Origin of the sequence: Psychrobacter glaciei, assembly GCF_014652895.1 — a bacterium.
GTDB classification, from domain to species: domain Bacteria; phylum Pseudomonadota; class Gammaproteobacteria; order Pseudomonadales; family Moraxellaceae; genus Psychrobacter; species Psychrobacter glaciei.
Genome location: NZ_BMZR01000001.1, coordinates 195792 through 218290, shown reverse-complemented (window position 1 = coordinate 218290; position 22499 = coordinate 195792). Strand labels below are relative to the sequence as shown.

The window sequence follows — 22499 nt, the reverse complement described above, 5'->3', positions numbered from 1 at the left end:
ATTAATTTCGTCTGATAGAAATAAAGAATATATCTTTTTTTCTTAATTAAGTAGCCGTTGTAGATGTCCTTATCAGTCTCTTAATTAACCCTTTCAAGACTGCCTACTACGTGTCCGTTCATCGGATGAACACGCTTATTTACACTTATATTTGCCCGTTATTTTCTATAAACATACTGTCTCAACTTATGTTAAACCAGACATATTAGAAAACGAAAGTCTGCACCTGTTTACGACCCAGACTGCAATACAACATTAGGCAAACCTTGTACCGCTCTGTTTGCCGCGTCAATAGCACCAGCGACATAGCCAGGAAACTGCGCTGACCATTCGCTACCGCAACCAGTTAGACTGTCTTGCCACACACCTGCTGCTGGCTTGGAAGCAGGTGCTACTGCGTGCTGACCTGCGCCACTGGCATCAGCAGGCATCGCCGTAAATGGATCTTGCGCCCAGTCTTTAATATATTCAGCAGTTGGTGTGTTTGCCTGTGTACCAAATAGACGTACCATCTGCGCACGGCAATGTGCTTTTAGCTCCCTCTCAGAAACACTTTGGCGCACCTCAACGGGAACACCAAAGAAACCAAACACAGCGCCTTCGCCTTCTATTAGTGAGGCATCATGAATCTCAGTAAGCGGCCCTATCGCGCTGCGTGCTGCACCTGACAGTCCTTGATTGCGCCAAAAGGGCGAGTCATAAACCGCCACATACTTGGCATGTGGTGCCATCCAAGTGGCGGTCTCTTGCCACTCTATCGCTAAATTTTGCGGTAAAGCAGGTTCAAATACAATATTATTGCCCGCCAACCGCGGTGGTAGCGCAAGTAATACATGCTGCGCTCGATAAGTGATTATTTGACCAGCGTTGATATGTTCAGAGCCACACTCGACTTCTATTTCGATATGCTGACCAGTCTTGGTTAAACGCTTTACGATTTGATCGGTTATGACACGCTTGGCATCTAAGCGCGCGTATAAAGCATCAGTTAGAGCCGTCATTCCACCCACGAGGCGCATAGATGGCGGCGAACTCTTATAACCTTGCGTACGGATAGGCAACTCATTGGCAGCACGCTCAACCATCATGTCGCCTTCTTCGAACTGAGCGAAACGTGGTAAATCCAATGCTTCAATCAAATCACTTAATTGCGACTGATACTCTGGCCAAAACCACGACGGCCCTAAATCAAAGCCGTCGTTTGATTTTTTATGATCAATACTTTGACTGCTAGCATTCTGAGCTACTGATGAGTTGGCTACAGTGATACGCCCCCCCAATCTATCACGAGCCTCTATCAGAATATAATCGATGCCTTTTTGCTCTAATAAAAATGCCGCATATAGACCGCTTAGGCCACCGCCAACAATTACAATAGGTACGTCTTGCATATCAAATCATTCCTGCTTAATTGAAATTATTCACCCAACAACTTAGTCAGCACCTCATCTATCTCAACTTTAAATTCTCTGTCTTCGATTTTATTTGCCGTGATTTTGGCATTTTGTAAACTTTGAATAGCCGCTTCTTTGTTACCCGTCTCAAGCTGTAGCACCGCCATAGAAAAAGCAATCGACGACAGATGATCTTTCGAATTGATCGCCGTGGCTTTGGTTAGTGCTTTGTCATAAATGACCAGTGCTTCGTCCAAATCTTCTGTAAAGTCAGCGAGCGTCTCCCACTGCTCTGGATGATCTTTGTCTGTGTTTTCGTTATCAGTACAGATGGCTTTTAGCTCAGCATAAAACGCATCAAATTTTTCTTGATTACCGATGCGGTCAGCCTCTAGTAACTCTTCTGCCAATTTATAAATAGATTTATATATTTTGGTATTAATCATTGCTTACAACCTTTTATTGACTTGGGGTATAGATTATTTGGTTAGGATTATAACGTAATTCTAGGGCGTGTCCTCATTTTAAAAATGGTGATAAAAATGAGATAAATTGCAGTCAAACAAGGAAAATAGCGCAGATAATATCGGGATATTAACCAGCTATTTAACGATGTTTGGCAAAATTTAGCCATTTTTAGCCCGTTTAGATATGATCAATTGAATTGAGGACACACCCTAGCGGCTCAGATGATTGCCACAGAAAAGAACACGATATTTATATGGCTGCTATTAAGATTACTATGAACGTTATTAGGGCTGCTATTCATACTATAGTCGATTCAATTTAAAAGCAGTACAAGGCAACTGAGTGTAGATGTATATGTGATACTTCAAGCGAGGTTAACGCTGTAATACCTTTATAGTGGAATGACTATAGTCAGTTCAATATAATTTCGATACAAGGAAACCGAGTGCAAGTTATACATTAGTATGCTTAGCGAGGATGACGATGTAGCGGATTTATATAGACTTGACTATATTAGGGTTACAACTCTCGCCAGTGCAACCAAAGCCGCGTATCTAACTCAAACTGATGATATTCAGGCTCCATATGACAGCATAATTGATAAAAAGCTTTGTTATGGTCATGCTCTTTAAAATGTGCCAACTCATGCACGACAATCATGCGTAAAAACTCAGGCGGTGCTTCTTGAAATAAGCTCGCCACGGTGATGCTATTGTGTGATTTCAGCTTACTGCCCTGTACGCGAGACTGAGTGGTATGAATACCCAGCGCATGTTTTAAGACTTTTAATTTACTGCTATAACTGACATTCGATAACGGGCCAACTTTGCGCATATACTGGTTTTTAATGTCATTGATATATTGATAAAGCACCTTATCGCTTTGCACCTGATGCTGACTGGGATACTTTTTTTCTAGATAAGCGCCCAGTTTACCTTCGCTAATGAGTAACGCGGCTTGTGTTTGAACTTGCTCAGAATAATGAGCGATGTACTTTAATGTGGTCACAAATTTATCCTTTGCTGGTACTTCAAATTTTGTCTGTATAGATTTTACCCTATATCTACTATTTGCCTATCATTGGTTCATAAATAAACCCCATAAGTTGAATCCAACTTATGGGGTCAGTGTAAAGTCGAGTATATTACTTAGCTATTAACGCTCTAGATGTAGATACTGCAAATGACGCTCGTACTGGTTTAAAATATCGACCAATACTTGCTCTTTGGAGTAGCCAACCAAGTCATACTCTTGTGAGCCTTCGCTTAAGAACACTTCCGCACGATAATAGTACTCTGCGTTCTTAGTTGAAGTGCTCAATGTAAAGTTAGGACGCTCAGCTTTAATCAAGTTAACCTCATAAATAAAGTCATCTTCATCGCCATGTCCAACACGCAATTTGAGACCATCTATTTGACCGCTACTCTCGTCCATACCCTCATCTATATCTTGTCCGATATGTTCAGGGTTACGGATATCCAAAGACGTCTTTAAACCGCCTGCCGCAAATTCTTTTTCAACTTCCGTCATGGCAGGTCTGACCACATTTTGTAAAAACCGTTCAACTTGTGCATGTTTAGGGAAGCTAACAATACGTTGCAAGCGAGCTTTCCAGCTCTTACCGCTATCTAGCACGTTAGCCGTACCAATCGTACTGGCCTTGCGCTTATTGCCCTCTTCTTTTAATGATCTCCACATCGCCACCATATAGAGCACAAGAATGAGTGAGAATGGCAAACCGGCAATCACAGATACTGACTGTAATGAGGCAAAACCACCAGCAAACAATAAGCCTAAGGTAATAAGACCTGTTGCCGCTGCCCAAAACAGGCGCAACCAAACTGGTGCGTCGGTATCATTGGTCATACCTCTTGAGCTTAGGTTCGCTAATACTAACGCGCCTGAGTCAGCTGAAGTCACAAAGAATACTAACCCAATCACAACACCTGCAAATGATAGCACTTCGCTGTAAGGAAAATACTCAAACAAGGCAAACATGCCCATTGCCGCATCATTAACTGCAATTTCACCAAGCTCAGTGGCACCATTGGCAACCAAATCTATCGCTGAATTACCAAAGATAGAGAACCAAGCAAAGATGAAGCCAAGTGGAATAAACATCACACCAAATACGAACTCACGCAGGGTACGACCACGGCTAATACGTGCAATAAACAGACCTACGAACGGTGCCCAAGCGACCCACCATGCCCAGAAAAATATCGTCCAACCTGACTTCCAGTCAGCGCCAGCTTGACCATCATAAGCATAAACATCAAAAGTTTTGAAAACGATGGTTTGGAAGTATTGACCAATATTTTGGGTAAAGGTATTCAGCAAATAAACCGTGTTACCCATCACCAATATGGCAATCAGTAGCAATATCGACGATAGCATGTTGAATTCGGATAAACGGCGGACACCTCTTTCTACACCAGTCATCGCAGAGATCGCCGCGGCAGCGACCACACCTATGATGATAAAGGTTTGAACCATTTTGCTTGATTCAATCCCAAACACATGAGTCAGACCAGCATTGGCTTGCAATACACCTATACCCAAACTAGTAGCGATACCCATCAAGGTACAAACAACACCAAAAGTATCAATACCATCACCAAGCCAGCCTTTAATTAAGCGCTCGCCAAAGATAGGCGTCAGTGGTGAACGTAACGCGAGTGGCATGTTTTTACGATAAGCAAAGTACGCCAATGCCATCCCGATTAGCGCATAAATGCCCCAGCCATGTAGACCCCAATGTAAAAAGGTCTGCGCAAGTGCTTCACGCATGGCCGCCTCACTGGCAGGCTCGAGCCCCGTATGTGGCGTTAGATAATGCATCAACGGCTCAGACGCACCAAAGAACAATAAATCAATACCGATACCAGCGGAGAACAGCATCGCGGCCCACGCTAAAAAGGGAAATTGTGCTTTTTCGTGGTCTTGACCAAGCTTGATATCGCCATACTTAGAAAAGCCAACAAACAAGGCAAATATACTATAAGCGGCAACCACCAGCATGTAATACCAGCCAAAGCTCTCTGATACCCATGCCATACTTGAACTTAATAATGCCTCACTATAATCTGGAAACGCAATCGTCCAAATTATCAATAAAATAGAAATAATAGCTGAGCCTAAAAAAACCGTCTTATTTAGAGTCAGGGGTTTTGCCGCATCCTTTGATGGCGAGCTGTACATAAAAGACCTCAATAGGTAAATTAAACAGGGTCTGATATTGCTTTGTCCGTCATAATCTTATGACTGATAGTCATACAAGATATAAATCACCACATGACGCACAAAGCAGTACCAATAAATAAAGATTTGCTACTTAAGTAATGACCATTTCAGTAATTGCTACTTCAATAATTAGTACTTAAGCAACAAGGTAAGTTATTAAAAATTAATCTTAATCGTATTCATTTTCTAAAACAGTAGAGGGGATAAAAAAGACCTTTATAAAAAGGCCTTTTTATTAATATTTAATTTAAACAGAACCATAAGCACGCATCGGCTCAGCTCTCAATGGTGCACCATTGGCGGTAAAATAATCTACCGTCGAGCGTGGTAATTGTACGCCGCGCATTTTATCAACGATTTTTTCTGCCAGCATAATGGTGGTCGCGTTGAGATTACCACTGATGATATTTGGCATAATTGACGCATCAACCACGCGCAAGCCATCGATGCCGTGTACGAGTCCTTCACCATTGACGACCGAATCATTGTCTTCGCCCATCGCACAGGTACAAGACGGATGATAAGCGGTTTCGCTATGATTACGGACATATTCATCTAACTGTGCATCAGTCACTAGATCATCCGTTGGTGCAATCGAGCGACCACGATAAGGATCAAGTGCTGGCTGATGCATAATCTCACGAGTGATGCGCATGGCAGCACGGAACTCTTGCCAATCTTGATCATGAGACATATAGTTAAACAAGATACTTGGATGAGCACTTGGGTCTTTTGAGGTCAGCTTAACACGACCACGACTGGGCGAGCGTAATGAGCCCACGTGTGCTTGGAAGCTATGCGATTTAACCGCACTACGACCATCGTAGCGTACCGCTAATGGCAAGAAATGGTACTGAATATTAGGATGCGTAAATTTCTCATCGGTACGAATAAAACCGCCACCTTCGAACTGGTTTGATGCGCCAAGACCCGTACCATTGAATAACCACTCCGCGCCGATGGCGGGCTTGTTCCACCATTTATTGGAAGGCGCAATCGACACTGGCAGCTTACATTCATACTGCATATACAGCTCTAAATGATCTTGTAGGTTATTACCCACACCTGGCAAATCTAGAATCTCATTGACACCTAAGTCTTTTAACCATTGACCGGGGCCGATACCAGAACGCTGCAATAGTTGTGGCGAAGCAATTGCACCAGAGGAAACAATCACTTCACGCGATGCATGAAAGTTCTTGGTTTGACCTTGATGCTCGACTTTGACACCGATGGCACGCTTACCATCAAACAAGATTACATCGGTCAATGCACCCGTCAAAATCGTAATATTGCTGCGCGGTTTAGCACGGTCCAGATAGCCACGGGACGTTGAGGCACGGCGACCATTAGGCGTCACGAAGCGATCCATCGGCCCAAAGCCTTCTTGCTGATAGCCGTTTAAATCGTCGGTACTCGGATAGCCAGCTTGCACGCCAGCTTCAATCATCGCTTGAAACAGTGGGTTGACCCCTGGTTTTGAAGTGGTCATCTCAACAGGACCACCCACACCATGATAGTCATTCTCGCCAGCATCACGGTTTTCTAATTTTTTAAAATAAGGCAGGCAATCCAGATACGTCCAATCTTCTAAGCCTTTAATCTCAGACCAATCATCAAAATCTAGCGCATTGCCACGGATATAACACATACCGTTAATCAATGATGAGCCGCCCAGTCCTTTACCGCGACCGCAGTCCATCACACGATTATTCATATTCGGTTCAGGATCGGTTTTGTAGCCCCAGTTATAAGTAGTTCCTTGCAACGGCATGGCGAGCGCTGCTGGCATCTGCGTACGAAAATCTAAGCGATGGTCTGGACGACCCGCTTCTAGCAGCAGCACCTTAATGTTGGCATCTTCGGTCAAACGTGTGGCCAGCACATTGCCTGCTGATCCTGCGCCAACGATGATGTAGTCATACTCAGGTGTGGTTGATGTCATAAAACGCTCCATAATATTGAAAAATAAATCATTTACTATCAGCAAAGTCGAACGAAGAACAAATCAGTCCTATTGAACCATTTTGCTGATCAAGAACTTTCTCAATAAAAGTGATTAAAAGACAGATTCAAACGCACCCAACTCTACTTGGATAGATTTGGTCTGAGTATAATGCTCAAGGGCTTCAATACCGTTTTCGCGGCCAACACCTGAGTGCTTGTAACCGCCGACTGGCATTTGAGCGGCTGATTCGCCCCATGTATTCAACCAGCAGATACCCGCTTCAATTTGAGCAATGACGCGATGTGCTCGGGTCAAGTCAGCAGTCACGACCCCAGCTGCCAAACCATATTCGGTATCATTGGCACGGCGAATAACTTCTTCTTCGGTCTCATAAGTCAATATCGACATTACTGGGCCAAATATTTCTTCACGTACGATAGTCATCTCATCGGTGCAATCCGTGAATACCGTCGGTGCGACGAATGCGCCATTTGCCAATTCGCCTGTTGTCACACGCGCGCCGCCCGTTAGCAGTCGTGCGCCACTGGCTTTACCTTGCTCGATATAGCCAAGTACTCTTTCCATATGCGGGAAGCTAACTAGTGGGCCCATGTTGATGTTTTCATCCATTGGATCACCCAGCTTAATACGATTGGCACGCGTCAAAATCGCTTGCTCAAACTTAGCTTGCATGGCTTTAGGAATAAACACGCGCGTACCATTGGTACATACCTGACCACTGCTATAGAAGTTAGCCATCATCGCAATGTCCGCAGCCGTATCGATGTCTGCATCATCAAAAATAATCAATGGTGACTTACCACCTAGCTCTAATGTCACGTCTTTGAGAGACGATGATGCCGCGCTCGACATGACTTTTTTACCCGTCGGTACGCCACCCGTAAACGAGACTTTGGCGATATCAGGATGCTGAGTTAATGCCTCACCCACTTTATAATTGCCTTGGACAACGTTGAATACACCATCTGGTAAACCTGCTTCTGTCAAAATTTCTGCCAGTTTCAATGCCGTCAAAGGTGTTACTTCTGACGGCTTAAAGATCATCGCATTACCAGCAGCTAGTGCTGGTGCTGCCTTCCACATCGCGATTTGGATCGGATAATTCCACGCACCAATACCAGCGACCACGCCCAGCGGCTCACGGCGAGTATAAACAAAGCTGGTATCACGAAGCGGAATCTGACGACCCTCAATCATTGGTGCAAGACCTGCATAATATTCAACGACATCCGCACCAGTGACGATATCGACATACTTGGTTTCAGAGTAAGCTTTGCCAGTGTCTTTCGTTTCGAGCAATGCCAGTACGTCATTGCGCTCGCGTAATATCTCAACCGCCTTTGATAGGATTCGACCACGCTCAACTGCTGTCAGTGCTGCCCAAACTTTTTGACCTTTTTGTGCTGCTTTAACAGCCTCATCGATTTGCGCATTGGTCGTTTGTTGGATGGTCGCCAGCACTTCACCCGTCGCTGGATTGATATCTTCAAAAGTCGTCAGCGTTTCATCTACCGCCAAGTAACGGCCGTTAATATAAGCAGTTTGTATTTGTTCTAAGTCGATAATGTTTGTTAAGTTATTTGAGTTTGTATTAGTAGCTGTCATGCAGTGCTCCTATCGACGACTGGCAAAAGCCTTATAACTAAGCTAGTACCGAATAATGTCGTCATGGTTTAAGTTTTAAAAATAAAAGTTATATCGTTATATGATTAAAAGTCGTTGTGTGACTAAAAGTCGTTGTGTGACTAAAAATCGTTATGTACTTATCAATTGTTCTTTAATAAATTATTTGAGCGCAGCGTTTTAATAAACGCGCTGCACCATCTTTATGCATCGAAGCCACGTTGCGTCATTTTTATCAAGCGATCACGTAATGACTGTTTGTCTACTATGTCAATGCCGGAAAAATCTGAGAGCCAAATCCCATCAGCGACCAAACGTGCCATACATAAGGTCTCGGTATTATCAGTTGGCTCATGCTTTTTCAATTGCTGATTTGACCACTCAGCCCATAATTCGCGCAGCTCACTATCACCTAGCATCAATACATACAACGTTGCTTGGCTATGAAATTCTGCCTGTCCTTTTTCGCCTAGGCTAATCGTGGCATCGATATAAGCGCGGGTAAAAGAGCCATAACGCACGGGGTCTTTAGCCATTGCTGTATCTACTTCTGCCTCAAACTTCGCCATCGCGTCATGAAACACTTCCAAAATAAGCGCGTTTTTAGTGGCGAAATGATGCATAACGCCACCTTTAGTTACCCCAACAGCATCAGCGACTGCTTGAAAGGTCACTTTAGACAACCCTTGCTCTAGCGTTATTCGTGCTGCCTGATCGAGCAGCGCCCGACGCACAACTTCTGGCTGTTTTTTACGTTTGTAAGCGTTTTCCACTTCCATATCAATGCACCACAGAATTAGAGAATAAGTTCATCACCATCACACCACCCACAATCATAGCGATACCAACTGCTGCTGCTGTATCGAGGCTTTGCTTAAAAAACACCAAGCCCACGAGTGATGTCAGTACGATTCCGAGTCCGCCCCACAGCGCGTAGGCAATACCAAGCGGTATGGTTTTAAGGGTCTGCGTCAACAAGTAAAACGAGATGACATAAAGCAAACCCATAATGAGCGTCGGTACCAAACGCGTAAACTGCTCTGACTTCATCAAGAAGGTGGTGCCGATCACTTCACAAATGATAGCAATGGCTAAATATCCATAAGCAATAGTGGTAGGACTCATATTTAGAACATCCATAACAATTTATGGCACATAGCAGCAAAGCACCGTATACAAAAGAAACCATACGGTCGGTATTCTATAGAAATAAACCAGCAATGTGAAGGTAATTTTACAATTTTATATTTCTAGGCGATGTGCAAATTCTCTTAGTATTCAAAAAGATAGGCAATTCATCTAATCAAATATGATTGCAAAGACTGATAACTAACACTGATGAGTGCTTATTTTAATGATGAATGAATACAGCTAAAACCTTCTGTAAAGGCCTATCAATTAAGGCTTTTCCTAGTTATTTAATCCTAGTCACCTAATCTAGTCACTCAATAAAGATTTCAGATATAGGGGTTCACCAAAACAGCCCGTTCAATAAGGGATTACGGGTTATTTTTGATAAGTTACGACAATATTTATTATTAATGTCATAATAAGGTTGACAGCCTCGAACGACTTGGCTAAAATGTGCCCCACATAACGCAAACAAGATAAGTAATCGCTTTGATATAAAGCATGAACAATCTGCTGTTATGACCATCTATTCTCCAATAGCTCAGTTGGTAGAGCAACGGACTGTTAATCCGTGTGTCCCTGGTTCGAGCCCAGGTTGGAGAGCCATATACTAAAAACCTTCATCATAATTTGATGGAGGTTTTTTTATTGTTACCCCTTTTATATTTACTTCTAATAATATTAGCACAGCTGCGGTGTTCTTTTAGACATTTTTGTTGTATGGTAAGGTTAGTCTTGATTGGGTTTGTTTTTGTTTGAGTGCTTTGCTCCTACTCACTAAAAGTAATGGTTTATTATGATACCTGTACGTATAAAAAATAAGTTTTCTGATCATCCGCAAAAAATCATGCGGCCAGTCAGCATTCGTCTGTCTGAAGAAATGATTTCGCTACTAGAAGCGACTTCGTCTGAGTTAGGTTTCAAACGTATTCAAGGTCTTATACGCTTGTATATTCGTCAAGGTCTCGATCGTGACCATCAGGATTACACCCTAGCCCATGATGAAGTATTTATCGAAACCCTGCGTAAGCGCGGTGTGAGCCAACACATCATCGATGAGGCTATTGTGGTAACGCACAATAACAATATTTCTCATCCTTTGTCTGAGCTACAGAACAACGATTAATAGCACTGCTATTAAATGCCATTAGAAGAGTACATTTAAAAAGTCACTGGTCGGTCGTATAAAACCTCACAATGATTTTTATTAAAAAAGACCAAGTTTGCTACAGCGAACTTGGTCTTTTTTTGTCTGTTATAAAGATTAAAGCATTATTGATATTTTTTAAATCCTCTTCTCGTTATGTGCTTCCCTTTCGTACTTAAAGTCACTCGTCTTTTTAGCGCTGTATTAAATTTGCTACCGTATTTAGCCATAATCAAACACAAGCTGTCATTAAACGAGGTATATTAATAAAATAATCGCGACTATTTATTGGGTTTCAACATAATAAAGATTTACAAGGAGGTGTACGATGACGAGCTTACATCAGCGTTTCAACAAAAATTTGTTTTCAACCATGACGGTAGCAATGCTAGTAATTGTGACTGGCTGCTCATCGCCGCAGACTGACCCAAGTAAAACAACCATACCGACAGATTCAGACCAATGGCAAAAGAAATTGGGGCAAACTTTTGAGCAGTTGTCTGAGGCCGATCAACAAGTACTTAGCCGATACATGCTGCGAATGAAACTCAGTGACGCATACGAATCAGGCGCGATGCCACGTACCACTATTAAACAAGCCCTTGTGCAACAGCGTGAATATGAACGACTACATCCAAACAATCCAACGGGTAAAAAAAGCCCTATTGTCAGCAGTCAGCCAGCTTATAGTGCCAATGCACAGAACTACCCTGTCGCTCTGTTGCCAGTCAAGACCAGCGACGACGATAGCTTAAACCAAGTAAAATTGCAGTTTATGCTATCAAATCACGGTCAGGTCGCTATTCAAAGCTTTAAAGGCACGCTAATCATGCAAGACGCGAAGCTGACGAAAGGCAAAAGATTCAATGTGCCCTTGACACAGTTTGATCCGCCCATTCAACCAGAGCAGTCTGGCAAAATCATTATTGAAAGTAGTATTGAGGACATTAACGTCATGCGTGCCATAAAAAACACCAAAGACATGACTATTATTATCAGTAAAGGCACGTTGATATTAGAGAATGGGCAAGAAATTGAGTTCGATGAATCGCTGATAAAGTAAAAGCAGTCATTCAGATAATTGATAAAAATGGTGTTATAAAATTTATCATAAAAAAAGCCCCAATCAGCAATGATTGGGGCTTTTTTTGAATTTGGAGGAGACGGAGAGATTCGAAACCTCTGTATATGTCCTCGGCTCCAGTAACTAAAACATAAAACCCTTATAAATCAACGGTTACAGCTATCATACTCCCCACTATTAACGGTATGCACCAGCCCATGCCCAGCCCACGGCTCTATCCAAATTTTTCCAAGAATGTACGGCAAGGAATAATTTTGTTTAATGCTTAGATATTTCACATAGTCAAATAAAAAGGTAATAAAGGTAATAATTATAATCTATTCTCTTGTATCTCTTTATCTATAAGGCTTATAGCGATTTTCCAAAAGGTAATAAAAAGGTAATATACAAGTAAAAAGTTACCTATATTAAAAGTAATATACCCAACAATATAAAACATTGATTTTATTATAATTTATAATTTATTACCTTTTTAATTACCTCTTATTACCTTTTAGAGGTAATAATATTTAATATATAAATCAAATACTTACATCTGTTATTACCGACTATTACCTTTATTACCTTTTCTTTTTATCGCCCTCATATTTAAGCACTCCAAAATCGCTGCATAACGCGCATCAAACTGCATCATATTGCATCACACCCTTATACCGATACCGTACGGCTGTGGGCATTCTGGGGGCGTTTTGATGCATTAAAATAAAGGCATTTAGTATGCGGAACTCGGGCGGGAGGGAGTGATTTTTGGCAAGGTCAGGTGACGAAAAAAGGCCACTCATTTTGAGTGGCCTTTTAATTTAAAAAATAAATTTATTCTTGAGACTTAGTCAGCTCGTATTCGTTGAATGAAATAATTTCCTCGCCTACTTGGTTGTTGATGTCGAGCAACATGTTTTGTAATGTTAAGATCTCGTGGTAGTAGAATACTTCTGCAGCTTTCTTAGTATCCCCAAATCCGCCAGCATTGTTTGGTACCACACCCATTAGCTGAGGAGGTACTCGGTGACCTGCTAACGTATCATCTCGAGATGCAATCTTGATATTAGCAAATTCGTCTTTTGCAGCGACCTCTGCTAAAGGAATAACTTTGACACCATCCGGCTTACCGTTTGGCGTATACATAAATAAGTTCTTAAAGTTACCAGCGCCTTTTGATTCTCGTACTGCATCCTCTAAATCATCGACATCCTCTTGTGTAGATAAAGGATCTGACACATGCAAGATGTAACCAGCATGAGCACCGTTTTTATAATACCTGCGACGAAACAAAGTTGCTGCCTCATTTAGTGTAATGGCATTAACACTGCTGAGATAATCCGGTACACCGTAAATCTCTTGGTTGATATCAGGATTATACAAGTGGATGATTTGCTCGTTATATTCAATCGCCGCGCCCTGTCTATAGTCAACATGATAGTAGCTGTCACCTTTGATTGCCTTTCTTGTATTACGTGCAAGTTTCGGACGTAACTGTAGTATACCTCCAAGTCTGTTTCTTACTACTTGTACATAAGAATTATCAAATACAAGCAAATTAATCACTAGGCCAATAAAGTCTTTGCGGCTCAACTTTGGATGTGGTCTATATAAGCTGACTAATACGTTACGCTTGGTGATCAATGCGCTAGTATGATGACTGGTTGCATGATACAGCTTAGCCACTGCATCAATATCATAAGGATACTCATAGTGATTTTGATACATCGGGCAAAATTCGTACTCAAACATGCTGCGACCATCAAGTACTGGTTCAGGATCACCAAAGCTGTGCATAATTATCTTTTTGCCAGAGCTGGCTTTTTCATCTGTGTCTGTCATCTATGTACCCTTATTCGTGATTTAGTGACGCCGTCATTGATTTGGTCCGTACTAGCGAGTGGTGCTTTTTCAAGCGCATTCATGATTGCCCAAGCAATATCACTATGACCAACTTCTTTACTGCGGCTGCTGATAAATGTCATCTGGCGTTGGCTACCAGTCAGTGCTTGCTTAATAGCAATAAAGGCTTTGGCAATATCAATGCTGCCAGCATCGAAGTGTAGTTTACGTCTAGTAAATAGTTCTTTAGCTCTCAGAGCCATACGCGTTTTGCTCTCGACGCTATAGTTAATAGCAGTATAATTTGGGAAGAATTTTTTGACGTGTTCAGCGACTGATATCCCTGCACCTGTGGTATCTATACCTAAGAATTCAACGTCGTAGCGTTCGCAAACCTTTTTTATATGCTGAGCTTGAACGTGCGGTGGCATGTGGTCGAGGTGCATGCGCTCAAGCACCCGGTATGGCTGCCCTTCTTTTTCGGGTGGTGCGATGACTGCCAACGCTGGTTTGTCACCTGTGAAACTTGGGTCATACCCTACCCAAACAGGTTTGGTAAATTTCTTGCTGCCCATTGGCGTGAAGTCGTTCCAGATTTCCCAGCTATCAACCATGTTCGGTTGCAGTACTGACAAAGGAAAATAACTATTGCTATCATCTAAGAACACACACATAAACAAGTTGGCAAATCGTTCCGGTGTGTACTCCAATAGCAGCTGTGCTATATCTAACTTATCAAAACCACCTTTAATCGCATCTTTGATCGTGACGATTAAACGCCATTTACCATCGCCACAGTAACGACCAGACTTTAATGCACTGTGTGAGGTATCAATATCTTTTTTATTGACACCATCGTTACCTGTCCAGAATGCATAGGCTTCATGCAATACACTGCTCGGCGTAGACAAATAGACTTGTTGAAAATGACTTTGTGACGCCATGCCGGATGCAACGGCGCGAAACTCTTTGAATTTTCGAATCCAAAAAAATTCATCCATGATCACATCGCCATGACGACCTTGTGCTGTCAATGCGTTAGTGCCCATGTAATACAGACTGACCTGCGTATTGTCTTCTAATGACAGTACAATTGGCTCCCCACCAATATTCCTGCCAAGTATTTCAAAAACAAATGATTTGATGTATTCGATAAATTGATAAGCCTGCGCCTTACTCGCTGATAAGAAAATCTTATTCTTTTTAGTGCGTAAGGCATTTATCAATGCCCATAGAGCGACAACATATGTAGCACCAATCTGCCGCGACTTTAGCATCATAAAGATACGCGCAGCGCGATGCTTTTTATTGCCGTTTAATATTTCGACCCAACGTTGCTGGAACGGATACGGATCTAGCATCAAGTTAAACGCTTCTTCTAGCGCATCAATGTCCTCTTCTGTAAATAAGTTCCTAACAGCTGGTTTGCGATCTTCTTTATAGCGATTAGATAGCTTTGGATTAAGTGTTGCGCCGTTACCGCCGTCGTTGTATCGCTGTATTTTTGCAGCATGTTCTAGCTGTTTATTAAAAAAATCGATTTCTTTGTACGTCGCGTTACTTTTGTTCTCGGTATTAATCAGAGACAAAATACGCGCTTCCATTGCTGACTTTACGTTCTCAAAAATACTTGCGCGTTCCCAAGCATCACGCTTTTTCCAACTAGCGACAGTTGGGCGCTTTTCTTCTAACGTTTTTGATATTTGAGTGACGCTTAGGCCTTGTGCGTACAGCAACCGCGCACGTTCGCGGTTTTCTTCTGTGGTCGCATTTAGAGTGTTGGATTTGTCATTAGTCATAGGGCTATAGCTTATAGCTCGCAACCCTTACAACCACGCAGTTTGTAACCGCAAAGCCGTTTTACGGTTATCAATCAGTTGCCCCTAAACCCCTTTAACCGACACACTAAAGCCTATTTAGAAATCTACCAAACCTTAACAACCGAGATTAATTATGGCTGACACTGCATTGCCCGGTAAACGAGTCGTCAAGCGCTTTCGCGTCGCCCGTGAGGGGCAAACTGTTGATGGTCGATCTTTATCTCAACAGCAAATTATTGATATGTCTGAGACGTATGATCCTGTTGAATATACGGCTCGTATTAACTGTGAACACATGAGTGGTCGATGGTCTGGACTCAACAGCAATTACGATGTAGGTGCATTGGGTGACATCATTAAAGTTGATCATCAAATGGAGACGTTTAAACAAAATGGCGTTGAGGTGCAGCTAATGTGTCTGTATGCGACGTTATCTGTACTACCGGATTTGGTTGAGGCTAACAAGCAAGGCAAAAAGATTTTTACATCTATCGAATTTTATCCAAAATTTGCAGATACAGATCGCGCTTATTTAGTTGGTCTAGCTGTCACCGATCAACCTGCTTCTCGCGGCATCGAACCTCTTAAATTTAACCGTAATGCCGACGCACTTTGCACCGACCCTAATGACCAAGAGCTTATCCTTATGACTAAAGATAAAACAAACCCAGCGACAAATAATACTGACCCTGCTGAGCAGCCAACTCCTCAAAATGACAACACTCAAGACCTTAACAATCAAAGTGAAGGCGATGGTTTTTTACAAAAGCTATCTACTATGTTTGCGTCCAAAAAGTCTGGCATGAGCACTCAAGAGCAAGATTTGGTACTGCAGTCATTTAAAACGCTTAATGAAAAAACAGATGACGTTGCTAAAGAAAACGAAGGTTTGCGAACAGATTTGTCTGATTTAAAGACTGCATTTGAAGAATTTAAGACCCAGCTCTCTACTCAACCAGCTACCAATCTAACGAATACACCTCCTATCACTGGTGGCGGTGCTCAACTAACAGAGTATTAATATAGCCGGCATCGAATGACGTGCTCTTAGATATTTAGATCTCTTTACCTCAAAGGACTTTTATGTTTACTTTAGATCCACAAACGACTTTGCAACTTGAGCAGTACAAACAACAAGTTGCACGCATCAATGGCGCGCAAAACTTCAATGCAGCTTTTAATGTTGCCCCTGCTATTGAACAGAAACTCATTGAAGTCTACCGTCAAGTGACAGACTTCCTTGGAAAAATTAACATCCAAGGTGTTAAAAATGCACATGGCCAAAAACTAGGTCTTGGTGGCAATAAAACGGCAGCCAGCACTACTGACACGCGCTCTCAACCACGTCGTCCTACCGATATCTTTAATCTTGAAGCGGTAGACGATTATCTCTGTACAAAGACCAACTCTGATATCGCTTATCTATACGAAGTCATCGACAACTGGGGTTATCTGCCTGATTTCCAGCAGAAGCTTGCCGCCATTGCTGTTGCGATTGTTGCGGAAGATATGCAGCGCATTGGATTTAATGGTACTCATCGCGCAAAAACATCAAATAAAGATCTGTATCCATTATTGCAAGACGTGAATATTGGTTGGCTTGAGAAGATTCGCGCCTACAATCCCGAGCGTCATATTGACGGTATCACCATCGGTGCTGGCCAAGAGTTCAAAAATATGGACGCTTTGGTCGAAATGGCCAAGAATGAATTGATTGCAGAGCAACATCGCCAAGCAAGTGGTTTAACTGCTATCGCTAGTAGTAACTTGGTTTCTGATAAATATGTCGGACTGCTTAACCAAAACCATTCTCCGACAGAGCAAATCGCTGCTAACGCGTTATATCAGAAAAAGCAGCTTGGCTCCCTACCAGTAGATACCCCAGCCTTTTTTGTGCCTAACGGTCTCCTTATCACCACTCATGACAACCTGTCTATTTACAAGTTACGTGGGTCGCAGCGCCGTCACATTATTGATGAGCCACAGTGGGATCGTACTACTGATTATCAATCAGTTAATGAGTGCTATGTGGTCGAAGACTATAGCAAAACAGTATTGATTGAAAACATTGTGTTGGAGGGTTAATGATGAAAAGTAACTCTCTACGCGATCACTTTATCCGTACTACTGCTGCCAAAAAAGCCAAAGCTGCCAATAATGACCCGCGCTTATCAGCCCAGGTCTTAGGTCGTCGCACCGGTACAACGATGGTTAGTCAATCAACACCCATTTCTGACGCGCCGTCCGAAACTGATAGCGGTACGGCTCCTGAAAATGTTGGTGGCATTGCTCTCAAGTTTTGGAACGATGATCAAAACTTATCAGGTATTCAATCTATCAGTCATAAGAAAGAGCTGAAGGCTGACCTACTTCCAGGCTACTTGCCTTGGATTGAAGGAACAATTGCTGAAGGCGTCGGCGATCAAGATGACATGCTCGTTAAGCTGATGGTCTGGTGTTTAGACACTCATGAATTTAAGACAGCAACTGATATTGCTGAGTACGCTTTGCTTAACGATTTTGTTATGCCTGAGCCGTTTACTCGTGATGTGGCCACCGTCTTTGTCGAGCAGCTGTCAGATGAATTGCTAAGCATTAGAAAAGATACTGATACTGCTGTCTATGCTGATTTAATCCAGCGTGCTATCGACAGTACGACGTCACAAGATATGCCAGACCAAGTCCGCGCCAAATTATACCGCGTACTTGGTGACAGCTTAAAAGATGCCAAGCCTGACGAAGCCATTACTGCTTATGAGATTGCGATTAAGCTTGATGATAAAGTCGGCTGCAAAAAAGACCTCGCCCAGCTCACCAAAGCTGGAGAGTAACATCCCCACCCGGGAAGCGGCTCACTAAGACAATGCTATTTGCTGATCGCATCATACCAACGTCAAAGTGACTACCGCTTTTCTTTTATCTGCAGGTAACGTCATGTTGATCAATCAACCAGTTGAATCTACAACCGTCCTTAATCCTTACTCGCATCTACCGTCGATTAGTACAGACGATATGGTGCAATTAATGCGGATTGATAAGACGATTGGCGTCCAGCGTATTGCCGGCTATATCGGCACTGCTTACGACATCGTCAACGGTGAGTTACCTGCCACCCTTTTTAGTCTGCTCACGCTCGAGCGGCACTTATCTACAAAGCGTATCGATAGAGATACGTTTGATCGTACTTATAAACGTGCTGTGATGCATGAAGCTGCTGCCCTTACTGCCGATAATTACGTCGACTATGACACGACAAGCCAAGGCGCTATCAGCGGCGACGTACAACTAACCAAGTCTGACCGTCTACGACGTATCGTTAGTCATAGCATTGCTGACATGACTGGCCGTCGGCGCAATCGTGTGAAGCTCTTATGAGCAGCGCTCAATATCAGCGCACGATACGTGCTACACAAAACGATACGCTTGATGCTATCGCTTACAGAGTCTATGCCAACCGATCAGTAGAGATGCTGCCGAAACTTATTGAGAGCAATATTTTGTATTCGCCTTTTGCTGTGTTGCCGGCTCAAGCAATTATTACTTTGCCCGATGACAACGCTGCCACTGCTGCACCAACTATCAAACTATGGGATTAATTCATGAAAAAACCGACTACTAAAAAAGTCTGGCTAATGCGTATAGGTTGTGCGCTTGGGTGGCTTGCTGCCATTGCTGTTTGGATGTTTTTGACGATTTCACACGCTAAAGCTGATACGGCGATCTCTGAGTCTCTGCCCTTCTTGACGCCGTCTATGTTGGTCGCGACTGTCATTGGTGCTGTCGGTAGTTTTTTGGCATTCGGTGAGGATAAAAAGTTTCCGCCAAGCGCTACCAGTCTTGGGCATATCCTCTTGGGATTTGGTGCAGGGCTGTTTTTTACCCGTGGCAGTCTTGAGTTGATGGGTTATATCGATAGTAGTGACGATATTGTCTTGCTCGTGAGTTTTTTATGGGCAGGTATTGGTTACTTCTTTTTACGCCTGGTCGTTGCGGTTGTTAAGTCGGAAAAAATGGTGGAGATACTACCTGACTGGGCTGCTAAGTTATTGGGAGTCAGCAAATGATGGTAATTATCAATGTGTCTGCGATGGTTTTAGCAGCACTTATCTTATTTTTGATGCTAATGCGTACACGCTGTCATGACAGCGTTGGCTGGTGGTTATTTCGAGTATTAGCATGCTATGCACTGGTCTGTTTTGTTTACTTGGCTTATGACACCAGTATCCTCGGCGACAGACTGCCTGTGCGCTATATGTTTATACGTGGTGGCTGCTTGGCACTAGTCGCAGCCATGTATTTGTCGTGGCATTTACTCGTTAAACAAGCAAAAGCTACCAAAGCTCAAAGCTTTAATACACGGTTAAACCATATTTTTGACAAAGGAAAATCTAATGACTGACAATCCATTTTTTGATAAAGCGTTTGACCAATTAATGGTGAACGAAGGTGGTTATGTCAATCACCCAAGTGACCCTGGTGGTGAAACGATGTACGGTGTGACCAAACGCGTTGCCGTTAAACACGGTTATAAAGGGTCTATGCGAGACTTACCCAAGTCGTTTGCCAAAGAAGTAGCTAAAAAGTCATATTGGGATGCGGCGCACTGTGACGAATTTGCGCCTGCTGTTGCCGCGCAAGTCTTTGATGCTGCATACAATCATGGTCCTAATCGCGCTATTAAATTCTTACAACAAGCAGCTGGCATTACTGGTCGACAAGTTGATGGCATTGTAGGATCACAGACTATTGGCGCTGTTAATAATATGCCTGCGGATGTCGTTGTCTTTAAGTTTCTGGCTAAACGCCTAGACTTTTTTACCCGCCTTGGCACGTGGAGCGCTTTTGGTAAAGGCTGGTCACGGCGCATTGTTGAGCAGCTTGAAGCTGCCGCCGCTCAACTAGATTGGACTAAGTAAATGAAATACCTGCAGCAATTAAAAGATGATTTACTGGCCAAGTTTGAGTCACAACTGACCGCTGATAAAGTGCATCTTTTTTTGGTGAATGGTGAGCTGGCATCCAAGGTCGGTGACATTACTTATACCGCACGCTTTTTATTTATTGACTGCCGTGATAATGATCCTTTTGGCATACTGACTTTTATTCGTAAGTGGTTTCAATCAAGAGGATATGCGGTACCGGATTTGAATTTTGACAGCGAGATCATAGATGCCGAGACATATGATCTTAGCGTTGATATCGGTCTGGTAGATAAACTGGTTATTAATGAAGCTGGTGACTATCATCTTTGCCCACCCAAAGTTTGGTCTGAATCTCTCAGTGATTTTGTGCCAAAAGAGCTAGCTGATGCGGTCGACAAATGAGTGACAACTTTGATGAATTAGCGTCTTGGCTTGAGCGCATAAACGAACAATTAAGTCCACAGCAAAAGACTAGGCTTAACCGTCAGATCTCTACCAAGATGCGTATTGTATGGAAACGCCGTATCAAAGCGCAGAAAGACCCAGACGGAAAGCGATTTACACCTCGTAAGCGTGACCAAGCTGGTAGCATCAAACGTGGCGCTATGTTTCAACGATTACCTAAGATGCTTAAAACTGCATACAGCAGCAAGCATGCAGAGATTGGCTTTGCCGGTCGCACAGCTGAAGTGATGGCCGTCCATCAATTTGGCAAAACCATTAAACCTAATCCAAACTCAAAACCCACGCGCTACCCAGTGCGAAAAACCATCGGTTGGTCCGATGATGATATTGAGTTAATTATTGATGAGATAAGAGAATTTTTATTAAATGAGTAACTAATCATGCATGATTTTCGTTGTATTGAGTGTGGGCGTTTATTAGCTCGCATCTCAGGTGAGGCAGTGGTCGCCGTTAAATGTCCACGTTGTAAAAAATTAAACACTACACAGAACGCCAAGAGCGTCTCATTAGAAGACCTTGAGTCTCAAACTAAAAGAGACTCTCATGAGCGATTCAAATGTAGTAAAACCAAGTCTTCAACATAAAGCGCCATTACCGTTTGTTGGTCAAAAACGGTTTTTCTTGAAACTCTTTCGCAAGGTGCTTGATGAACATATCCCTGATGATGGTGAAGGCTGGACTATCATTGATGTGTTTGGTGGCAGTGGTCTACTTAGTAATAATGCCAAGCATTTAAAACCTGCAGCAACAGTTATCTTTAATGATTTTGACAACTATTCTGAGCGCCTGAAGCACGTTGCTGACAGCAACATATTGCGCCAGAAACTAATGGACGTACTATCTAACTACCCCCGCCAAACGCTTTTAGATAAGAATATTAAGCCTCAGGTTATAGACGTAATCAAAAACTTTAAAGGTCACATTGACATGCGCGTGTTGTCAACATGGTTATTATTTGCCGGTAAACATGCCACGAGTCTAGATGAGTTATATACAAGTCATTTATATAACTCTTTACGTCGTACTGACTTTTTGAGTATCGATGATTATTTAACAGGGGTGCAGGTTGTTTGCGAGTCATACGATACGCTTATACCTCAGTACGCTGATCAACCCAAGACCCTACTGGTTTTTGATCCGCCTTATGTCAATACGCAGCAAGGCGCTTATGCACAGAAAGAGTATTTCGGCATGGTGCAATTTTTAAAGCTGATGCAGTATGTAAGACCACCTTATATTTTCTTCAGCAGTACACGAAGTGAATTGCCAGCTTATCTTGATTTTCTTCAAAAACATGATTCCCGCGCTTGGGAGCGAATTGGCAATTACAAAACGATTAGTCTAAAAGCGCAAATGAACAAAAATTCATCATACGAAGATCACATGATCTATCGTTTCCAATAACTTAACCG

24 protein-coding genes and 1 tRNA gene are annotated in these 22499 nt (G+C 42.7%); 15 read left to right on the top strand and 10 right to left on the bottom strand.

The window, feature by feature from the left end; genetic code table 11:
* Window positions 1-230: 230 nt before the first annotated feature.
* The 8 genes from IE130_RS00990 to IE130_RS00955 form a co-directional block, all read right to left on the bottom strand.
* Window positions 231-1391, bottom strand: coding sequence for a flavin monoamine oxidase family protein (locus IE130_RS00990; protein ID WP_189580375.1), 1161 nt, complete (start codon window positions 1389-1391; stop codon window positions 231-233).
* Window positions 1392-1417: 26 nt separating this feature from the next.
* Window positions 1418-1840, bottom strand: a complete 423-nt coding sequence (locus IE130_RS00985; RefSeq protein ID WP_189580372.1) for a tetratricopeptide repeat protein — start codon at window positions 1838-1840, stop codon at window positions 1418-1420.
* Between the two features lie 541 nt (window positions 1841-2381).
* Window positions 2382-2870 carry a M48 family metallopeptidase gene (locus IE130_RS00980; protein WP_189580369.1) on the bottom strand — a complete coding sequence of 163 codons (489 nt, stop codon included), beginning with the start codon at window positions 2868-2870 and terminating at the stop codon, window positions 2382-2384.
* 147 nt (window positions 2871-3017) lie between these two features.
* Window positions 3018-5063, bottom strand: a complete 2046-nt coding sequence (gene betT, locus IE130_RS00975) for a choline BCCT transporter BetT (RefSeq protein WP_189580366.1) — start codon at window positions 5061-5063, stop codon at window positions 3018-3020.
* Between the two features lie 289 nt (window positions 5064-5352).
* Window positions 5353-7050: a choline dehydrogenase gene (betA, locus tag IE130_RS00970; protein ID WP_189580363.1), complete on the bottom strand. Its 1698-nt coding sequence runs from the start codon at window positions 7048-7050 to the stop codon at window positions 5353-5355.
* Window positions 7051-7164: 114 nt separating this feature from the next.
* Complete coding sequence (betB, locus tag IE130_RS00965) at window positions 7165-8679, bottom strand: betaine-aldehyde dehydrogenase (RefSeq protein WP_189580351.1); 1515 nt, start codon at window positions 8677-8679, stop codon at window positions 7165-7167.
* Window positions 8680-8900: 221 nt separating this feature from the next.
* A complete protein-coding gene (locus IE130_RS00960; RefSeq protein WP_189580347.1) occupies window positions 8901-9476 on the bottom strand; it encodes a TetR/AcrR family transcriptional regulator in 576 nt (191 codons plus the stop codon).
* A 1-nt stretch (window position 9477) separates the two neighbouring features.
* Window positions 9478-9822: a DMT family transporter gene (locus tag IE130_RS00955; protein WP_010196452.1), complete on the bottom strand. Its 345-nt coding sequence runs from the start codon at window positions 9820-9822 to the stop codon at window positions 9478-9480.
* A 536-nt stretch (window positions 9823-10358) separates the two neighbouring features.
* Here IE130_RS00955 and IE130_RS00950 point away from each other — a divergent pair.
* From IE130_RS00950 to IE130_RS00940, 3 genes are all read left to right on the top strand, one after another.
* A tRNA-Asn gene (locus IE130_RS00950) sits at window positions 10359-10434 on the top strand.
* 190 nt (window positions 10435-10624) lie between these two features.
* A complete protein-coding gene (locus IE130_RS00945) occupies window positions 10625-10954 on the top strand; it encodes a CopG family transcriptional regulator (RefSeq protein WP_189580346.1) in 330 nt (109 codons plus the stop codon).
* 349 nt (window positions 10955-11303) lie between these two features.
* Entirely contained in the window at window positions 11304-12038 is a 735-nt protein-coding gene (locus tag IE130_RS00940; RefSeq protein ID WP_189580342.1) for a hypothetical protein, read from the top strand.
* Window positions 12039-12872: 834 nt separating this feature from the next.
* Here the strand turns inward: IE130_RS00940 and IE130_RS00935 are convergent.
* Window positions 12873-13880, bottom strand: coding sequence for a phage portal protein (locus tag IE130_RS00935; RefSeq protein ID WP_189580340.1), 1008 nt, complete (start codon window positions 13878-13880; stop codon window positions 12873-12875).
* Entirely contained in the window at window positions 13877-15679 is a 1803-nt protein-coding gene (locus tag IE130_RS00930) for a terminase large subunit domain-containing protein (RefSeq protein WP_189580337.1), read from the bottom strand. The genes IE130_RS00935 and IE130_RS00930 overlap by 4 nt, the downstream gene beginning before the upstream one ends.
* Before the next feature lie 154 nt (window positions 15680-15833).
* Between IE130_RS00930 and IE130_RS00925 the strand changes: the two genes are divergently transcribed.
* From IE130_RS00925 to IE130_RS00870, 12 genes are all read left to right on the top strand, one after another.
* Complete coding sequence (locus IE130_RS00925; RefSeq protein WP_189580333.1) at window positions 15834-16721, top strand: GPO family capsid scaffolding protein; 888 nt, start codon at window positions 15834-15836, stop codon at window positions 16719-16721.
* A 62-nt stretch (window positions 16722-16783) separates the two neighbouring features.
* A complete protein-coding gene (locus IE130_RS00920) occupies window positions 16784-17785 on the top strand; it encodes a P2 family phage major capsid protein (RefSeq protein WP_189580326.1) in 1002 nt (333 codons plus the stop codon).
* 2 nt (window positions 17786-17787) lie between these two features.
* On the top strand, window positions 17788-18531 hold the full coding sequence (gene gpM / locus IE130_RS00915) for a phage terminase small subunit (RefSeq protein ID WP_189580324.1): 744 nt from the start codon (window positions 17788-17790) through the stop codon (window positions 18529-18531).
* A 103-nt stretch (window positions 18532-18634) separates the two neighbouring features.
* The gene (locus tag IE130_RS00910) at window positions 18635-19075 is read left to right on the top strand and encodes a head completion/stabilization protein (protein ID WP_189580321.1); all 441 of its coding nucleotides are present in this window, start codon (window positions 18635-18637) and stop codon (window positions 19073-19075) included.
* A complete protein-coding gene (locus IE130_RS00905; protein WP_189580318.1) occupies window positions 19072-19296 on the top strand; it encodes a tail protein X in 225 nt (74 codons plus the stop codon). Before IE130_RS00910 ends, IE130_RS00905 begins: the two co-directional genes overlap by 4 nt.
* Window positions 19297-19299: 3 nt before the next feature.
* Window positions 19300-19764 (top strand): hypothetical protein, encoded by a 465-nt coding sequence (locus tag IE130_RS00900; protein ID WP_189580315.1) that lies wholly within the window; start codon window positions 19300-19302, stop codon window positions 19762-19764.
* Window positions 19761-20099: a hypothetical protein gene (locus tag IE130_RS00895; RefSeq protein WP_189580312.1), complete on the top strand. Its 339-nt coding sequence runs from the start codon at window positions 19761-19763 to the stop codon at window positions 20097-20099. Before IE130_RS00900 ends, IE130_RS00895 begins: the two co-directional genes overlap by 4 nt.
* Window positions 20092-20616, top strand: coding sequence for a glycoside hydrolase family 108 protein (locus tag IE130_RS00890; RefSeq protein WP_189580308.1), 525 nt, complete (start codon window positions 20092-20094; stop codon window positions 20614-20616). Before IE130_RS00895 ends, IE130_RS00890 begins: the two co-directional genes overlap by 8 nt.
* Window positions 20617-21024: a phage tail protein gene (locus tag IE130_RS00885; protein WP_189580305.1), complete on the top strand. Its 408-nt coding sequence runs from the start codon at window positions 20617-20619 to the stop codon at window positions 21022-21024.
* The gene (locus IE130_RS00880; RefSeq protein WP_189580301.1) at window positions 21021-21461 is read left to right on the top strand and encodes a phage virion morphogenesis protein; all 441 of its coding nucleotides are present in this window, start codon (window positions 21021-21023) and stop codon (window positions 21459-21461) included. The genes IE130_RS00885 and IE130_RS00880 overlap by 4 nt, the downstream gene beginning before the upstream one ends.
* Before the next feature lie 6 nt (window positions 21462-21467).
* Window positions 21468-21671 carry a Com family DNA-binding transcriptional regulator gene (locus tag IE130_RS14375; RefSeq protein ID WP_189580298.1) on the top strand — a complete coding sequence of 68 codons (204 nt, stop codon included), beginning with the start codon at window positions 21468-21470 and terminating at the stop codon, window positions 21669-21671.
* Window positions 21631-22491: a DNA adenine methylase gene (locus tag IE130_RS00870; RefSeq protein WP_189580295.1), complete on the top strand. Its 861-nt coding sequence runs from the start codon at window positions 21631-21633 to the stop codon at window positions 22489-22491. The genes IE130_RS14375 and IE130_RS00870 overlap by 41 nt, the downstream gene beginning before the upstream one ends.
* Window positions 22492-22499: the final 8 nt, after the last annotated feature.

Excerpts from the sequence above, each read along its gene's own strand:
- IE130_RS00935 (WP_189580340.1), bottom strand. The coding sequence starts at position 13,880 with ATGACAGACACAGATGAAAAAGCCAGCTCTGGCAAAAAGATAATTATG.
- IE130_RS00885 (WP_189580305.1), top strand. The coding sequence starts at position 20,617 with ATGAAATACCTGCAGCAATTAAAAGATGATTTACTGGCCAAGTTTGAG.
- IE130_RS00900 (WP_189580315.1), top strand. The coding sequence starts at position 19,300 with ATGAAAAAACCGACTACTAAAAAAGTCTGGCTAATGCGTATAGGTTGT.
- IE130_RS00930 (WP_189580337.1), bottom strand. The coding sequence starts at position 15,679 with ATGACTAATGACAAATCCAACACTCTAAATGCGACCACAGAAGAAAAC.
- IE130_RS00905 (WP_189580318.1), top strand. The coding sequence starts at position 19,072 with ATGAGCAGCGCTCAATATCAGCGCACGATACGTGCTACACAAAACGAT.
- IE130_RS00945 (WP_189580346.1), top strand. The coding sequence starts at position 10,625 with ATGATACCTGTACGTATAAAAAATAAGTTTTCTGATCATCCGCAAAAA.
- IE130_RS00895 (WP_189580312.1), top strand. The coding sequence starts at position 19,761 with ATGATGGTAATTATCAATGTGTCTGCGATGGTTTTAGCAGCACTTATC.
- IE130_RS00920 (WP_189580326.1), top strand. The coding sequence starts at position 16,784 with ATGTTTACTTTAGATCCACAAACGACTTTGCAACTTGAGCAGTACAAA.
- IE130_RS14375 (WP_189580298.1), top strand. The coding sequence starts at position 21,468 with ATGCATGATTTTCGTTGTATTGAGTGTGGGCGTTTATTAGCTCGCATC.
- IE130_RS00990 (WP_189580375.1), bottom strand. The coding sequence starts at position 1,391 with ATGCAAGACGTACCTATTGTAATTGTTGGCGGTGGCCTAAGCGGTCTA.
- IE130_RS00880 (WP_189580301.1), top strand. The coding sequence starts at position 21,021 with ATGAGTGACAACTTTGATGAATTAGCGTCTTGGCTTGAGCGCATAAAC.
- IE130_RS00960 (WP_189580347.1), bottom strand. The coding sequence starts at position 9,476 with ATGGAAGTGGAAAACGCTTACAAACGTAAAAAACAGCCAGAAGTTGTG.
- IE130_RS00890 (WP_189580308.1), top strand. The coding sequence starts at position 20,092 with ATGACTGACAATCCATTTTTTGATAAAGCGTTTGACCAATTAATGGTG.
- betB (WP_189580351.1), bottom strand. The coding sequence starts at position 8,679 with ATGACAGCTACTAATACAAACTCAAATAACTTAACAAACATTATCGAC.
- IE130_RS00870 (WP_189580295.1), top strand. The coding sequence starts at position 21,631 with ATGAGCGATTCAAATGTAGTAAAACCAAGTCTTCAACATAAAGCGCCA.
- IE130_RS00925 (WP_189580333.1), top strand. The coding sequence starts at position 15,834 with ATGGCTGACACTGCATTGCCCGGTAAACGAGTCGTCAAGCGCTTTCGC.
- betA (WP_189580363.1), bottom strand. The coding sequence starts at position 7,050 with ATGACATCAACCACACCTGAGTATGACTACATCATCGTTGGCGCAGGA.
- IE130_RS00985 (WP_189580372.1), bottom strand. The coding sequence starts at position 1,840 with ATGATTAATACCAAAATATATAAATCTATTTATAAATTGGCAGAAGAG.
- IE130_RS00955 (WP_010196452.1), bottom strand. The coding sequence starts at position 9,822 with ATGAGTCCTACCACTATTGCTTATGGATATTTAGCCATTGCTATCATT.
- IE130_RS00940 (WP_189580342.1), top strand. The coding sequence starts at position 11,304 with ATGACGAGCTTACATCAGCGTTTCAACAAAAATTTGTTTTCAACCATG.
- betT (WP_189580366.1), bottom strand. The coding sequence starts at position 5,063 with ATGTACAGCTCGCCATCAAAGGATGCGGCAAAACCCCTGACTCTAAAT.
- IE130_RS00910 (WP_189580321.1), top strand. The coding sequence starts at position 18,635 with ATGTTGATCAATCAACCAGTTGAATCTACAACCGTCCTTAATCCTTAC.
- gpM (WP_189580324.1), top strand. The coding sequence starts at position 17,788 with ATGAAAAGTAACTCTCTACGCGATCACTTTATCCGTACTACTGCTGCC.